Here is a 14,965-nt window from a genome sequence, read left to right on the forward strand (position 1 = left end):
GTTCTGTCACTGGCGCCGGGGGCGCCGCTCCGGAAAAACAGCAATAAAGAGCGTGTGCGTCCGGCGGGGCCGGCCGCATGAAAACTTGCGTAACAGGGGAAGGGGACTCAAGCGCCTCCCTGGCCCAAGTCGGGTGTCCGGCTTTACGGGCCGGAACCACAATACCTAGTGGTGTTGACCGATCGGTTGCAACACCCGTACCGCATGGCCATCGACATCGATCACTCCTTTGCGGCCTACGCCGCGTCGGACTTCCGTACGCCTGGATGCAGCTGCTGGGGGAACCGGAGGAGCCGTGGAAAAGGCTCGCGACCTCGTGCTTCTTCTTGTGTCCGGTTCCAGGTTGCGGACCCAACATGTAGGGGTTATCCGCAACGGGGATACAAGATAATGCGCTATGGGAGGCTTTGCAAGGCGGCAGGCTGGGGGAAACCTGTGGATAAATTGTGGGTGGCGTGTGCGTGATCGCGTAGGGATCGCGCCAGGCCGCACCGCTGCTGATTTTCACCGTTCGTCATGAGCGACTGACAGATTCAGGAGTTGGCCTGAGGCTGTCAGGGTGTGAACCCTACCACAATATCTTGTGGTCCTGCCCCATCGCGTTCCGCCCGTGCCATGGCGCGGCTTCCTGGCTACAATGCGGCACGTCCGCCTGCCTCGCGGCGGTGCGCGGCGGACCCGTTCAGGTGCATTGGGAGGCGGTGTGGAGCAAGAGGCGCGAATCCTCATTGTCGAGGACGACCAGCGGTTGGCCGAGCTGACCCAGGACTATCTGGAAAGCAACGGCCTGAAGGTGGGCGTCGAGGCTGACGGCGCCCGCGCGGTGGACCGCGTGCTGGCGGAACGGCCGGACCTGGTGGTGCTGGACCTGATGCTGCCCGGCGAGGACGGCCTGTCGATCTGCCGGCGCCTGCGCCCGGACTACGACGGCCCGATCCTGATGCTCACCGCGCGCACCGACGACATGGACCAGATCCAGGGCCTGGAGATGGGCGCCGACGACTACGTGTGCAAGCCGGTGCGCCCGCGCCTGCTGCTGGCGCGCATCCGCGCCCTGCTGCGGCGCAGCGAGGGGCCGGACGAGGCGCCCGCGGCGGGCAGCAAGCGCCTGACCTTCGGCAGGCTGGTGATCGACAACGCCATGCGCGAGGCCTGGCTGGACGGCCAGACCATCGAGCTGACCAGCGCCGAGTTCGACCTGCTGTGGCTGCTGGCGGCCAACAGCGGGCGCATCCTTTCCCGCGAGGAAATCTTCAATTCCCTGCGCGGCATCGAATACGACGGCCAGGACCGCTCCATCGACGTGCGCATCTCGCGCATCCGCCCGAAGATCGGCGACGACCCCATGCACCCGCGGCTGATCAAGACGGTGCGCAGCAAGGGCTACCTGTTCGTTGGCGAGCAGTAGGGCCAACGCTCTCGCCCGCGTCCGTGTTCACGTAGGATGGCGTGGAGCGCGGCGATACCCATCGATGGGTATCGCTTCGCTCTCCCATCCTGCGTGTTGCATCCATACTTCCCGGCGCCATCCCCGCGCCTCCACGCCGGCCGCTGAACCCGGCACAGGGCTTCGCCGATGAAATCCATCTTCCTGCGCATCTACGGCGGCATGCTGCTGACCCTGGTGCTGGTCGCCGCCCTCGGCGTGCTGACCCTGCACCTGGTCAACGAGGTGCGCGGCGACCGCTACCGCGAGGAGCTGGCGCGCGGCACCTTCCGCCTGATGGCCGACGAGATGGCGGGCATGGAGGAGGTGGACCGCAAGCGCGCGCTGCTGCAGTGGAGCCGCCTGATGGGCATCCCGCTGAGCCTGCAGAAGCTCGACGCCCTGGGCATGGATGGCCGCGACCGCGCGCGGCTGATGAATAACCAGGTGCTGGTGGAGGCCGACGGGCCGCACCAGGTGCGCATCCATACCCAGGTCAGCCTGCAGGAGGGCCTGGTGCTCACCGGCGAGGTGGAGCAGGTCAGCGAGCAGCTGGCGCGGGCCACCATCTATATGCTGATGGACGAGCTGCGCCGCTTCCCCGCCAGCGAGCAGCCCTACCACCTGGCGCGCATCGTGCGCGACAAGCGCTTCGGCTTCGACGTGCACCTGCTGCGCCTGAAGGAGATCGACCTGGACGACGACCAGAGCCGCCGGGTGGAGGAGGGCGACACCGTGCTGGCGCTGGGCAAGAACGGCGACTCCATCCGCGTGGTGGCCGGCATCGTCGACACGCCCTGGGTGCTGGAGCTGGGGCCGATCTACCAGATGAACCCCTATCCGCCGCAACTGCTGCTGCTGATCGCCGCCGTCGGCCTGTCGCTGATCGGCCTCACCCTGTACCTGCTGATCAGCCGCCTGGAGCAGCGCCTGCGCGGCCTGGAGTCGGCTGCCTCGCGTATCGCCCGCGGCAGCCTGGACACCCGGGTGGAGGAGCGCGGCAGCGACTCGGTGGGGCGCCTGGCCGGCACCTTCAACCACATGGCCGAGCAGATCCAGCGCCTGATCAGCGTGCAGCGCGAGCTGGTCCGCGCGGTGTCCCACGAGCTGCGCACGCCGGTGGCGCGGCTGCGCTTCGGCCTGGAGATGATCGAGTCCGCCGAGGACGACAAGACCCGGCACAAGTACCTGGAGGGCATGGACGGCGACATCCAGGACCTCGACCAGTTGGTGGACGAGATGCTCACCTACGCGCGCCTGGAACAGGGCTCGCCGGCGCTGACCTACCAGAGCGTGGAGCTGGGCGAACTGGTGCGCCAGGTGGTGGCGGAGATCGCCCCGCTACGCGGCGAGGTGCAAGTGACCTGCGAGGCCGGCGCGCTGGTGCCCTTCGACCAGGGCAGCTGGATCGAGGCCGAGCCGCGCTACCTGCACCGCGCCCTGCAGAACCTGCTGAGCAACGCCATCCGCTACGCCGAGACGCGGGTGCGGGTGAGCTACCGGGTCAGCCTGGACCGCTGCCAGGTGGACGTCGAGGACGACGGCCCGGGCGTGCCGGAGGACCGCTGGGAGCGCCTGTTCACGCCGTTCTTCCGCGTCGACGACAGCCGCACGCGGGTCACCGGCGGGCACGGCCTGGGGCTGTCCATCGTGCGGCGGATCATCCGCTGGCACGGCGGCCGGGTGTCCATCGCCCGCAGCCAGGCCCTGGGCGGCGCCTGCTTCACCCTGGCCTGGCCGCGGCGCCAGGCGCCCAAGGAATAGCCCGCGGCGGGCGAGGGTGGACGTTCTGCGGGTTTATATTATATGTTTTCATATATTGTAATTTCATAGAGCGTTCCCATGCCCGCCACCCCAGCCATCGACCTGCAACGCCTGCGCCGCTCCGCCGACCAGGCCGGGCGCCTGCTCAAGGCCCTGGGCAACCCCGACCGCCTGTTGCTGCTGTGCATGCTGTCCCAGGAGGAGCTGCACGTCGGCGCCCTGGAGGAGCGGGTGGGCATCGGCCAGCCGACGCTGTCGCAGCAACTGGGCGTGCTGCGCCGCGAGGGGCTGGTGGCGACGCGCAAGGAGGGCAAGCAGGTGTACTACCGCATCAGCAGCCCGCAGGCGCTGGCGGTGATCCAGACGCTCTACCAGCTGTTCTGCGCGGAGGATGCCGAATGAACATCGACTGGAATGCCTTCACCCCCTGGAGCGCCCTGGCCGGCGGCGCGCTGATCGGCCTTTCCGCCGGCCTGTTCGCCCTGCTCAATGGCCGCGTGGCCGGCATCAGCGGGTTGCTCGGCGGCCTGCTGGCCAGGGGCGGCGTCGGCGGCGAGCGCCTGGCGTTCCTCCTCGGGCTGCTGCTGGCGCCGCTGCTGTGGCTGGCCTTCGGTCCGCTGCCGGCGCTGCACTTCGACAGCGCCTGGCCAGCGCTGCTGCTGGCCGGGCTGCTGGTGGGGCTGGGCAGCCGCTATGGCTCCGGCTGCACCAGCGGCCATGGCGTGTGCGGCCTGGCGCGGCTGTCGCCGCGGTCGCTGCTGGCCACGCTGTGCTTCATGGCCAGCGGCTTCGCCACCGTCTTCTGCATCCGCCACCTGCTGGGAGCCTGAACATGGCCCGCCTGAGCGCTTTCCTCTGCGGCCTGCTGTTCGGCCTGGGCCTGCTGCTGGCCGGCATGGCCGACCCGGCCAAGGTGCTGGCCTTCCTCGACCTGGCCGGGGCCTGGGACCCGTCCCTGGCGCTGGTGATGGTCGGCGCCATCCTCACCGCCTTGCCGTTCTTCGGCCTGGCCCGCGGCAAGGCGCACGGCCTGCTCGGCGGCGCCATGCAGTTGCCGACGCGGCGCGACCTGGACCGCCGCCTGGTGCTGGGCAGCCTGGTGTTCGGCGTTGGCTGGGGCATCGCCGGCATCTGCCCGGGGCCGGCGCTGGTCGGCCTGGGCGCCGGCCACTGGCAGGCAGCGCTGTTCGTGCTGGGGATGCTGGCCGGCATGGCGGCGTTCGAATGGCAGCAGCGGCACAAGGGCGCGGGGGCATGAAGCCGTGCCTTAGACGCAGCGCCGCCCGCCGCCTACGCTACCCGGAGATTCCCCTGCGAACCGAGGCCCCATGTCCGACCTGAACGACCCCCGCGTCTTCTTCGCCGCCGAGCGCACCCTGCTGGCCTGGAACCGTACCGCCCTGGCGCTGATCGCCTTCGGCTTCGTGGTGGAGCGCACCGGCCTGCTGCTGCGCCTGATGCACGCGGGCCTGGAGACCGCGGCGGCGCTGCGCATGTCGTTCTGGGTGGGGCTGGGCTTCATCCTGCTCGGCTGCGTGGCGGCCTGCAGTTCGGCGCTGCAGTACCGCAACGTGGTGCGCGGGCTGAAGCCGGTGGAGATTCCCGAGGGCTACCGGGTCAATGCCGGGCCCTGGCTCAACCTGACGGTGGCCGGCCTGGGCCTGCTGCTGACGCTGTACCTGGCGCTGTAGCCTTGCGAAGAAATTGACCTTCAGGTCAATAAATGCAGAATGCTGGCGTGCCCATCGGCACCGACGCCCGCGGCAAAGCCCATGGCGTTGCCCTTAATGGGTATTGCTGCGGCACGGGTATCGTTATGTAATTTTTGATATAACGATTCTCCGGCAGCGGGCCCCGGACAGACCGGGGCCCTCCAGCGTCGCGCCGTGGCATCCGTCAGGAAGGAACACCGAGAATCACATGGGAAGCCTTGATCACCGCCGTGGCCTTGACGCCGGCCGCCAGCCCCAGTTCGGCGACGGCGTCGCGGGTGACCACCGCCACCACTTCGCTGCCGCCGCCAAGGTCCAGCACCACCTCGGCGTTCACCGCGCCGTCGGCCACCGACTTCACCGTGCCGGGCAGGCAGTTGCGCGCCGACAGGCGAATGCCCTCGGCATCGGTCATCAGCATCACCCAGGGCGCCTTGACCAGCGCCACCACGTCCTTGCCCTGGGCCAGGCCGAGGCTCTTCACGCTTTCTTCGGTGACGATGGCCACCAGGTCGTTGCCGCCGGGCAGTTGCACCACCACCTCGGCATTCACCGCGCCGTTGCGCAGTTGCTTGACCGTGCCGCGGAACACATTGCGCGCGCTGACTTTCATGTCTTTCTCTCCTTGGTTGCAGTGAGGTCAGGAAGGTATAGCAGAGCCGGCGGGCCCTTCGAAGCAGAACGACAGCCAACCACTGGAGCACATCGATGAAACACACATTCGCCCGCCTTTCCCTGGCCCTGGCGGCCTGCCTGGCCACCCACGCGGCGCTGGCCGACGAGGTGCAGGTCGCGGTCGCGGCCAACTTCACCGCGCCCATCCAGGCCATCGCCAAGGACTTCGAGAAGGACACCGGGCACAAGCTGGTGGCCTCCTTCGGCGCCACCGGGCAGTTCTACGCGCAGATCAAGAACGGCGCGCCCTTCGAGGTGTTCCTCGCCGCCGACGACAGCACCCCGGCCAAGCTGGAGCAGGAGAAGGCGGTGGTCCCCGGCTCGCGCTTCACCTACGCCATCGGCAAGCTGGCGCTGTGGTCGCCGAAGGACGGTTACGTCGACGCCAAGGGCGAGGTCCTGAAGCAAGGCGGCTTCCAGCACCTGTCCATCGCCAACCCGAAGACCGCGCCCTACGGCCTGGCCGCCACCCAGGTGCTGGACAAGCTCGGCCTGAAGGACAAGCTGGCCGGCAAGATCGTCGAGGGCCAGAACATCGGCCAGGCCTACCAGTTCGTGTCCAGTGGCAACGCCGAGCTGGGCTTCGTGGCGTTGTCGCAGATCTACAAGGATGGCAAGGTGACGGCCGGTTCGGCCTGGATAGTCCCGGCCGACCTCTATGAGCCGATCCGCCAGGACGCGGTCATCCTCGAAAAAGGCAAGGACAACGCCGCGGCCAAGGCCCTGGTGGACTACCTGAAGGGGCCGAAGGCGGCGGCGGTGATCAAGGCCTACGGCTACGAGCTGTAAACAGGGAAAACGATGCACCTGACCGCGGCGGACCTCATGGCGATCCGGCTCACCTTGGAGCTGGCCACCGTCAGCACCCTGATCCTGTTGCTGCTGGGCACCCCCATCGCCTGGTGGCTGGCGCGCACCCGTTCGTGGCTCAAGGGCCCGCTGGGTGCGCTGGTGGCCTTGCCACTGGTGCTGCCGCCGACGGTCATCGGCTTCTACCTGCTGGTCACGCTGGGCCCCAACGGCCCGGTGGGCCAGCTCACCGACGCCCTCGGCTGGCAGCGCCTGCCGTTCAGCTTCGCCGGGCTGGTGGTGGGTTCGGTGATCTACTCGCTGCCCTTCGTGGTGCAGCCGTTGCAGAACGCCTTCGAGGCCATCGGCACGCGCCCGCTGGAGGCCGCGGCGACCTTGCGCGCCGGGCCCCTGGACACTTTCTTCAGCGTGGTCCTGCCGCTGGCGCGGCCGGGCTTCGTCACCGCCGCCATCCTCGGTTTCGCCCATACCGTGGGCGAGTTCGGCGTGGTGCTGATGATCGGCGGCAACATCCCCGGCCAGACCCGCGTGGTCTCGGTGCAGATCTTCGACCACGTCGAGGCCATGGAGTACGCCCAGGCGCACTGGCTGGCCGGCGGCATGGTGGTGTTCTCCTTCTTCGTGCTGCTGGCGCTGTACTCCACGCGTCGCAGCCACTCGGCCTGGAACTGAGATGCCGGCAGACATCCAAGCGCGCTTCCTGCTCGAATACCGCAGCTTCACCCTGGACGTCGACCTGCGCCTGCCGGGCCGCGGGGTGACCGCGCTGTTCGGCCATTCCGGCTCCGGCAAGACCACCGTGCTGCGCTGCGTGGCCGGCCTGGAAAGGCCGCGCGAGGCGCGCCTGGTGGTCAATGGCGAAACCTGGCAGGACAGCGCCCAGGGCCTGTTCCTGGCGCCGTACAAGCGCGCCATCGGCTACGTGTTCCAGGACGCCAACCTGTTCGAGCACCTGTCGGTGAGGCGCAACCTGCGCTACGGCATGAGACGCGTGCCGGCGCGCGAGCACCGCGTGGCCATGGACCAGGCCTGCGAGCTGCTGGGCATCGGCCACCTGCTCGAACGCATGCCGCGCCACCTGTCCGGCGGCGAGCGCCAGCGGGTGGGCATCGCCCGCGCCCTGCTGACCAGCCCGCGCCTGCTGCTGATGGACGAGCCGCTGGCGGCCCTGGACCTCAAGCGCAAGGCGGAAATCCTGCCCTACCTGGAGCGCCTGCACGACGAGCTGGACATTCCCATCCTCTACGTCAGCCACTCGCCGGACGAAGTGGCGCGCCTGGCCGACCACCTGGTGCTGCTGGAAGCCGGCCGCGCCCTGGCCAGCGGCGCGGTGGGCGAGACCCTGGCGCGCACCGACCTGCCCACCTCGCTGCTGGAAGACGCCGGCGTGGTGATCGACGGCCAGGTGCTGGGCCACGACGCCGAATACGGCCTGCTCGACCTCGGCCTGCCCAACTGCGGCGAACGCATCCGCCTGGCCCACGGCCCGCTGCCGGCGGGCAAGGCGCTGCGCATCAAGGTGCAGGCCCGCGACGTAAGCCTGACTCTGCAGCGCCCGCAGCGCAGCAGCATCCTCAACCTGCTGCCGGCTACGGTGACCGAGCTGGCTCCCACGGATACGCCGGCGCATCTGCTGGTGCGGCTGGATGTGGGGGGGAATCCGTTGTTGGCGCGGATTACCCGGTATTCCTGCGAGCAACTGGGGTTGCGGGTGGGGCAGGGGGTGTGGGCGCAGGTGAAGTCGGTGGCGGTGTTGGCCTGAGGGCGGATGGCTGTATGGCTTCTCGTAGGAGCGAGCTTGCTCGCGAACAAATACGGTGCCATGCGGTTCGCGAGCAAGCTCGCTCCTACGAAGAGCATCCTGGCACGGCCCGGTGGCTTTCGTGCCTTGGGTTGGCTCCGCTCCCTCTCCCCAGCCCTCTCCCTGAAGGGAGAGGGGGCCGTTCGGTGCGAATTGGGAGTCAGCCTTCAGCCGGATGCATCAGGACTACTGCGGACTACCTCTTGGCAGAGGACAGTCCCCTCTCCCTTCAGGGAGAGGGTTAGGGAGAGGGGCTCTTGGCTCTGGGCTCTTGACCCTCATCACCAACACCCCCTCCAGACCCAAGACCTAGAACAACGGCAACGTATAGCTCACGATCAACCGGTTCTCATCCTGGTCCCGCTGCGTCGCCGTGCCCGAGCCGCTGACCGGCAGGCCGCTGCGCATGGTGGCGTTCTTCCAGGCCAGGCCCAGGCCCTTGAAGGTGCCTTCGGGTACCACGTAGCCCACCGCGATGTCGCGTTCCCATTCGCCCTGGTCGCCGCGGCCGGTCTTGATGTCGTCGGCGTTGAGGTAGAGCACGCTGAAGGTCAGGCCGGGCACGCCGAGCTTGGCGAAGTCGTAGGCGTAGCGGCCGATCCAGGTGCGCTCGCCGGCGTGGTTGAACTTCAGCAGCTGGGCGTCGGTGTGCAGGTAGGTGCTGGTGCCTTCGCCGTCGCCGCGGTTCAGGTAGGGGAAGTCGCTGTCGCCGGTGAGCACCTGGTAGCCGGCGCCGATGCTGTGGCCGGCGAGGCTGTAGGTGAGCAGGCCGCTGTAGACGTTGTTGTCCACCTCGCCCTTGGTCGCGTTGTTGCCGTAGTAGCCGCTGCTGACGTAGCCGTCGGCGCGGCCGGAGGCGCTGCCGTTCTTGCCGTCGGAATCGCTGATGAACACCCGCAGGTCGGTCTTCAGGGTGCCCGGGCCGACCGCCCAGTTGTGCGTCAGACCGAGGAAGTGCTGCTGGTAGAAGTCGGTCAGCTGGCCGTAGTAGTACTGCAGCGTCAGGTCCTTGGTGGCCTTGTAGTCGCCGCCGGCGAAGTAGAACTTGTTGCTGTCGCGGGAGCTGGCGCTGCTGCCGTTGGCGCCGGCGATGGACATGCTGCGCCAGTCGGTGGAGTTGCGGCCCTTGGTATGGGTCAGCTGGCCGCCGATCAGCGTCAGGTCCTTGAACTCGTTGGAGGTGACCTGGCCGCCCTCGTAGGTCATCGGCAGCAGGCGCGCGTCGTTGTAGACCACCACCGGCAGCTTGGGCTGCAGGGTGCCGTAGCGGAACTCGGTCTTCGACACCTTGGCCTTGGCGGTAAGGCCCAGGCTGCTGAACTCGTCCACCGCGCTGCCGTCGCTCTCCAGCGGGAAGATGGTGCCGGGCTGGCGGTCGATGCCGCTCTTGCCGGACTTGCCGCCGCCGTCCAGGCGCAGGCCGAGCAGGCCCAGGGCGTCGACGCCGAAGCCGACGGTGCCCTCGGTGAAGCCGGAGGCGTAGTTGAGCATGAAGCCCTGGCCCCATTCCTCCTGCTTGCTCGGCGAGGTGGGGCCGTTGCGGTTGTCGGTGTTGATGTAGAAGTTGCGCAGGCCGAGGCTGGCCTTGCTGTCCTCGATGAACCCGCCGGCGCTGGCCTGCTGGGCGAGGATGCCCGTGGCGATCGCCAGGGCGAGGGTGGATCGCTTCATTGTCATGCTCCTTGGTCCGTTCTTTTTCTATGTATGTGGCCGGGGTGGCGCCGTCCGCGCCGGCCAGGGTAGCCGCGGCTGGCGTCCATCGCTATATGTTTTTGTATATAGCGATAGGCGCAAGACGTGATTGCCGTGACGATGACGCGGTCAGGCAACGGCTAGGGTCGGTCGCTGGACGCGGTGCATGAGGCCAAATTCTGACTTTCCAGTCAATGGCCGCGATGCCGCACCTTGGCGGCGGAGCGCTAGGCGACCGCCACCAGGCTCAGCAGGCGCCCGTCGAACAGCGCGTACTGCGCCTCCAGCTCGCGGCCGTGGTGCCATTCCGCGGACAGGTCGCAGAGCAGGCGCAGGCGCGCGCGGCCTTCGGCGTCCCAGGCCAGCAGTTCGGCATCCTCGAAGTAGAAGCGCCGGCCCACCAGGGGGTAGAGGGCCTTGAACAGGCTTTCCTTGAGCGAGAAGGTCAGGGTCACGCCCAGGCCGACCTGCTCCGGCGCCAGACGTTCGCGCTCGGCGGGGGTGAGGATTTCCTCCAGCAGGCGGCTGGCGCGGGCATCGTCCAGCAGCGTCTCGACGTCCAGGCCGAGGCTGCGCCAGGCGTCGCGGCGGGCCACCACGGCGGCGGCCCAGTCGTTGCCATGGGTGATGGAGCCGACCAGCCCGCCCGGCCAGATCGGCGCGCGGTCCGGCGCCAGGCCCGGCGCCTGCGGCAGGCCGGTCAGGCGCTGGATGCCGGCGCGGGCGCACAGGCGCCCGGCGAGGAATTCGGCGCGGCGCTTGGCCACCGCGCGGCCGATGTTCGGCGGCAGGTCCACGCCGTGGCGGCCGAAGGCCTGGGCGTCGAGCTTCTGCGGCTGGAAGCGGCAGCTGTGGAGCAGGGCGCCGGGCAGCGCCTGGGGCAGCGGCCAGTGCGCCTGGGGCGGGGTGAGGAAGTCGTCGGTGTCGGGCATGGCGGGGATTCTGCCCGGCCGCCGGACGCGGTGCCAGTGGATTCGCGTGGCGAGTGACCGTCCAGTCGCGTCCGGGCGGTCACGCAGCGTTTACATTCACTTGCAAAGGCTTACCGAAGCGCTACGGATCGGCGGCGGGGGAATTTGCCACACTGCGCCTCGCGTTCCTTTGCCGGAACGCAGGTGAGGTTGTTGTCGGAGCCGTGTGCTCCGGCTTTTTCACAGATCGTGGCGGGAGCCCCTTTTCGGGCTTCCGTTTTTTTTTGCCCGGCCAAGCGCCAACACCCCCGTAGGATGGGTTGAGCGAAGCGATACCCATCGCCCTTCAGTCGGCCTTCTGCTGGAAGATGTCCTTGAGGAAGGCCTGCAGGTCGGCCCAGGACTTCTGGTCGGCGGCCTTGTCGTAGCCCACGTCCAGGCCGTGGCCTTTGTGCTTGTCGGCGTCGGGGTTGGTGAAGCTGTGCTTGGCGTTGGGCTGGACGACGAACCTGTAGTCCACCTTGGCGGCGTCCATCTCCTGCTTGAAGGCGGCCACGCTGTCGGCCGGCACCAGGGTGTCGCCGCCGCCGTGCTCCACCAGCACCTTGGCGCTGACCGCGCCCGGCTGCGCCGGGGTGGCGGTGGCCAGCACCCCGTGGAAGCTGGCCACGCCCAGCAGCGGCAGGCCCTGGCGGGCCATGTCCAGCACCACCTTGCCGCCGAAGCAGTAGCCGATGGCGGCGATCTTGGTCGGGTCGGTCTGCGGCTGTTTCTTCAGCAGGTCCAGGCCGGCCTGGAAGCGCGCCTTGGCGGCGTCGGCATTCTTCAATGCCTCCTGCATGAAGGCCTGGGCCTGCTCGGGGTGCTCGGCCACCTTGCCCTCGCCGTACATGTCGATGGACAGCGCCGCGTAGCCCTGCGCGGCGAGGTCGCGGGCGCGGCGCTTGGCGTAGTCGTTCAGGCCCCACCATTCGTGGACCACGATGATCCCCGGGCGGATACCGGCCTGGGCGTCGTCGTAGGCGAAGTAGCCGACCAGCTTGGTGCCGTCGGTGGCCTGGTAGGGGATTTCCTGGGTCTTGACCTCCGCCTGGGCGGCGAAGCCCAGGCCGAGCAGCAGCAGGGTGGCGAGCAGGCGCATGGGCGTTTTCTCCAGAGGGTGGACTGAAAAAGATAGCCGGTTGTGCGGCGGAGGTCGGATTTTGCCGGCGCAACCGCTCAAGCCCGCGGCATGGCGTGAAAGCCGCGGCGCCATCGGCTACCCTTGCCGGGCCAGTCAGCCGTGCGGGACCCACAACGGATGTTCGACCTCAGTACCTGGAACCTCACCCTTCCCGAAGGCCGCCCGGCCAGGACCATTTCCACCCCGGCGCTGCAGCGCGACTACCAGAGCCCGTATTTCCACCGCAGCGCCGACGGCGTGGAGTTCTGGGTGCCGGTGAACGGCAGCCACACGCGCAACAGCGAGTTCCCGCGCACCGAACTGCGCGAGACGCGCAGCGACGGCTCGCCCTACACCTGGCGCTATCCCAACGTCGACAGCCTGCTGCGCGCCACCCTGCACGTGGACGCGGTGCCCTCCATGCGGCGCATGGTGATCGGCCAGATCCACAGCGACGGCGCCGGCAGCGGCGATGCCGCGCCGCTGCTGAAGCTGGTCTACCAGCTGCGCCTGGACCAGGGCCGGGTTCTGGCGCAGATCCGCGAGCGCCCGGGCGACGCCACCGCCATCACCTACACGGTGCTGGACGGCATCCCCCTGGGGCGGGAGTTCGACTACCGCATCGGCGTGTCGCGCACGGGCGTGCTGAGCATCGAGGTCAACGACCAGCGCCTGGTCCGCCAGCTCGACCCGCAGTGGGCGCGCCAGGGCCTGTACTTCAAGGCGGGGCTGTACCTGCAGGATAATCGCGGCCCCGCCAGCGAAGGCGGGCGGGCGACCTTCAGCGCCCTGTCGATCATGCACCGTTGAGGAACTGCCCCATGCTGCCTTCCCGAATCCTCCAGGCTCTGCTGCTCGCCGCCGGCCTGTCCCAGGCCCCGGGCGCCGTGGCCGACGAGTTCTCCGCCTGCCTTGCGCGCCTGCAACCGCAGGCCGCCGCCAAGGGCGTGAGCGCCGCGGCCTACCAGCGCTACACCGGCGGCCTTGCGGCCGACCTCAGCGTGCTCGACCTGCTCAATGCCCAGCCGGAATTCGTCACCCCGCTGTGGGACTACCTGGCCGGGCTGGTGGACGAACAGCGCGTCGCCGACGGCAAGGCCATGCTGGCGCAGCACGCCGAGCTGTTCGAGCGTGTCGCCCGCCAGTATCGGGTGGACAAGTACACGGTGGCGGCGGTGTGGGGTGTGGAGAGTGACTTCGGCCGCATCACCGGTAAGCGCCCGCTGCTGGTCTCGCTGGGCACGCTGTCGTGCTACGGGCGGCGCCAGGCGTTCTTCCAGGGCGAGTTCTTCGCCACCCTCAAGCTGCTGCAACAGGGCGACCTGCGCGATGCCGGCATCACCGGCTCCTGGGCCGGCGCCTTCGGCCAGACGCAGTTCATGCCCAGCACCTACGCGCGCATCGCCGAGGACTTCGACGGCGACGGCCACCGCGACCTGGTGGGCAGCGTGCCCGATGCCCTGGCCTCCACCGCCAACTACCTGCGCAAGGCCGGCTGGGTGCCGGGCGCGGCCTGGGGCTACGAGGTGAAGCTGCCGGCGAACTTCGCCGAGTCCCAGGCCGGGCGCACCAAGCGGCGCACGGTGGCGGACTGGCAGGCCCTGGGCGTGAAGCGCATCGACGGCGGGCCGCTGCCGGCCGGCGACGCCCGCGCCGCCATTCTGCTGCCCACCGGCAAGGCCGGCCCGGCCTTCCTGGTGCTGCGCAACTACGACGCCATCTACTCGTACAACGCGGCGGAAAGCTACGCCCTGGCCATCGCCCTGCTGTCCGACCGCCTGCGCGGCGAGCCGGGCCTGCGCACCCCCTGGCCCACCGACGACCCCGGCCTGAGCCGCGCCCAGCGCAAGGAGTTGCAGCGACTGCTACTGGCCCGCGGCCACGCCATCGGCGAGCCGGACGGGCTGATCGGCGACAACACCCGCCGCGCCATCCAGGCCGAGCAGCAGCGCCTGGGTTTGCAACCGGCCGATGGCCGCGCCGGGCAGAAGATCCTCAAGGCCCTGCAAGCCGCGCATTGAACCGTAGGGCGAATAACCCTTCGCGGTTATCCGCCGATACACCGAGGCCATGGCCAACGCCCCAGGTCAACCCCGGAGCCGCCGGGAACCAAGGTCAAACGGCGGATAACGCCGTAGGCGTTATGCGCCCTACGGGTTGCCCCGTGTCGCCGTAGGATGGTGTTGAGCGAAGCGATACCCATCATCGCGGCCATAGGGGTTCGCAAGGCTCAACCCATCCCACGGGGCCAAGGCACCGCGAGCCTTCCGTTCAGGCCAGGTTCAGCGGCGCGTCAGGTAGCGTTCAGTGGCCGCCCCTTAACCTGCACTCCGTCAACCCCTTACCCACATCCTTGACGGAGAAACGCCATGAACCTGCTGCAGAAGCTCACCCTCGCCACCGCCATCCTCGGCGCCTCGGTCGGCGTCTCCCAGGCCTCGGAAAACTTCGCCGGCCTGACCTGGGGCGAAACCAGCAACAACATCCAGAAATCCCACGCGCTGAACCGCAATCTCAACGACCCGAAACTCGACAGCGTGATCAACAACAGCAGCACCTGGGGCGTGCGCGCCGGCCAGCAGAACGACACCGGCCGCTACTACGCCACCTACGAGAACACCTCCGACACCTACCGCGGCCTGAAGCTGCGCCAGCAGAACCTGCTCGGCAGCTACGACGCCTTCCTGCCGCTCAACGACCAGGGCACCAAGCTGTTCGGCGGCGGCACCCTGGGCCTGACCAAGCTGGAACAGGACTCCCGCGGCTACAGCCGTGACAGCGACATCGGCTACGCCATCGGCGCCCAGGCCGGTATCCTCCAGGACATCGGCCGGAACGCCTCGCTGGAAGGCGGCTATCGTTACCTGCGTACCAACGCCAGCACGGAAATGAGCCCGCACGGCGGCGACAAGGTCGGCTCGCTGGACCTGCACAGCAGCGCGCAGCTCTACCTGGGCGCCAACTACCGGTTCTGACTGGCAGGGGGCCGGGCTCGCGGCCCGGCCCCGCATA

The 14,965-nt window shown here is 68.7% G+C and carries 16 protein-coding genes; 12 read left to right on the forward strand and 4 right to left on the reverse strand.

Going from position 1 to position 14,965, the window contains the following annotated elements:
- The first annotated feature begins 703 nt into the window (after positions 1–703).
- From PM1_RS09710 to PM1_RS09735, 6 genes are all read left to right on the forward strand, one after another.
- Positions 704–1,408 carry a response regulator gene (locus PM1_RS09710; protein WP_009621765.1) on the forward strand — a complete coding sequence of 235 codons (705 nt, stop codon included), beginning with the start codon at positions 704–706 and terminating at the stop codon, positions 1,406–1,408.
- Positions 1,409–1,576: 168 nt separating this feature from the next.
- Positions 1,577–3,190, forward strand: coding sequence for an ATP-binding protein (locus PM1_RS09715; protein ID WP_009621766.1), 1,614 nt, complete (start codon positions 1,577–1,579; stop codon positions 3,188–3,190).
- 78 nt (positions 3,191–3,268) lie between these two features.
- Positions 3,269–3,592, forward strand: a complete 324-nt coding sequence (locus PM1_RS09720) for an ArsR/SmtB family transcription factor (protein WP_009621767.1) — start codon at positions 3,269–3,271, stop codon at positions 3,590–3,592.
- Complete coding sequence (locus tag PM1_RS09725) at positions 3,589–4,020, forward strand: YeeE/YedE family protein (RefSeq protein ID WP_009621768.1); 432 nt, start codon at positions 3,589–3,591, stop codon at positions 4,018–4,020. The genes PM1_RS09720 and PM1_RS09725 overlap by 4 nt, the downstream gene beginning before the upstream one ends.
- 2 nt (positions 4,021–4,022) lie before the next feature.
- Positions 4,023–4,448 carry a DUF6691 family protein gene (locus PM1_RS09730; protein ID WP_009621769.1) on the forward strand — a complete coding sequence of 142 codons (426 nt, stop codon included), beginning with the start codon at positions 4,023–4,025 and terminating at the stop codon, positions 4,446–4,448.
- A gap of 70 nt (positions 4,449–4,518) precedes the next feature.
- Entirely contained in the window at positions 4,519–4,881 is a 363-nt protein-coding gene (locus PM1_RS09735; protein WP_009621770.1) for a YidH family protein, read from the forward strand.
- A 205-nt stretch (positions 4,882–5,086) separates the two neighbouring features.
- Here PM1_RS09735 and PM1_RS09740 read toward each other — a convergent pair whose 3' ends face one another.
- Positions 5,087–5,515: a TOBE domain-containing protein gene (locus PM1_RS09740; RefSeq protein WP_009621772.1), complete on the reverse strand. Its 429-nt coding sequence runs from the start codon at positions 5,513–5,515 to the stop codon at positions 5,087–5,089.
- A 95-nt stretch (positions 5,516–5,610) separates the two neighbouring features.
- Here PM1_RS09740 and modA point away from each other — a divergent pair, with 95 nt between their 5' ends.
- Genes modA through modC form a run of 3 tightly spaced genes read left to right on the forward strand, consistent with a single transcriptional unit; the run spans position 5,611 to position 8,149 of the window.
- On the forward strand, positions 5,611–6,366 hold the full coding sequence (gene modA / locus PM1_RS09745; protein WP_009621774.1) for a molybdate ABC transporter substrate-binding protein: 756 nt from the start codon (positions 5,611–5,613) through the stop codon (positions 6,364–6,366).
- Between the two features lie 12 nt (positions 6,367–6,378).
- Positions 6,379–7,059, forward strand: coding sequence for a molybdate ABC transporter permease subunit (gene modB / locus PM1_RS09750; RefSeq protein ID WP_009621776.1), 681 nt, complete (start codon positions 6,379–6,381; stop codon positions 7,057–7,059).
- Between the two features lies 1 nt (position 7,060).
- Entirely contained in the window at positions 7,061–8,149 is a 1,089-nt protein-coding gene (modC, locus tag PM1_RS09755; RefSeq protein ID WP_009621777.1) for a molybdenum ABC transporter ATP-binding protein, read from the forward strand.
- A gap of 348 nt (positions 8,150–8,497) precedes the next feature.
- On the opposite strand, the gene PM1_RS09760 is transcribed toward modC, so the two are convergent.
- From PM1_RS09760 to PM1_RS09770, 3 genes are all read right to left on the reverse strand, one after another.
- Complete coding sequence (locus PM1_RS09760; RefSeq protein WP_009621778.1) at positions 8,498–9,859, reverse strand: OprD family porin; 1,362 nt, start codon at positions 9,857–9,859, stop codon at positions 8,498–8,500.
- Positions 9,860–10,107: 248 nt separating this feature from the next.
- Positions 10,108–10,812: a 4'-phosphopantetheinyl transferase family protein gene (locus tag PM1_RS09765; protein ID WP_009621779.1), complete on the reverse strand. Its 705-nt coding sequence runs from the start codon at positions 10,810–10,812 to the stop codon at positions 10,108–10,110.
- A 325-nt stretch (positions 10,813–11,137) separates the two neighbouring features.
- Positions 11,138–11,932: a dienelactone hydrolase family protein gene (locus tag PM1_RS09770; protein ID WP_009621780.1), complete on the reverse strand. Its 795-nt coding sequence runs from the start codon at positions 11,930–11,932 to the stop codon at positions 11,138–11,140.
- Between the two features lie 159 nt (positions 11,933–12,091).
- Here PM1_RS09770 and PM1_RS09775 point away from each other — a divergent pair, with 159 nt between their 5' ends.
- From PM1_RS09775 to PM1_RS09785, 3 genes are all read left to right on the forward strand, one after another.
- Positions 12,092–12,763 carry a polysaccharide lyase family 7 protein gene (locus tag PM1_RS09775; RefSeq protein ID WP_009621781.1) on the forward strand — a complete coding sequence of 224 codons (672 nt, stop codon included), beginning with the start codon at positions 12,092–12,094 and terminating at the stop codon, positions 12,761–12,763.
- An 11-nt stretch (positions 12,764–12,774) separates the two neighbouring features.
- Entirely contained in the window at positions 12,775–13,974 is a 1,200-nt protein-coding gene (locus PM1_RS09780) for a lytic murein transglycosylase (protein WP_009621783.1), read from the forward strand.
- Positions 13,975–14,322: 348 nt separating this feature from the next.
- Positions 14,323–14,928, forward strand: a complete 606-nt coding sequence (locus PM1_RS09785; protein WP_009621785.1) for a PhoP/Q and low Mg2+ inducible outer membrane protein H1 — start codon at positions 14,323–14,325, stop codon at positions 14,926–14,928.
- Positions 14,929–14,965 lie beyond the last annotated feature (37 nt).

Source organism: Pseudomonas sp. M1, assembly GCF_022760135.1.
Taxonomy (GTDB): domain Bacteria; phylum Pseudomonadota; class Gammaproteobacteria; order Pseudomonadales; family Pseudomonadaceae; genus Pseudomonas; species Pseudomonas citronellolis.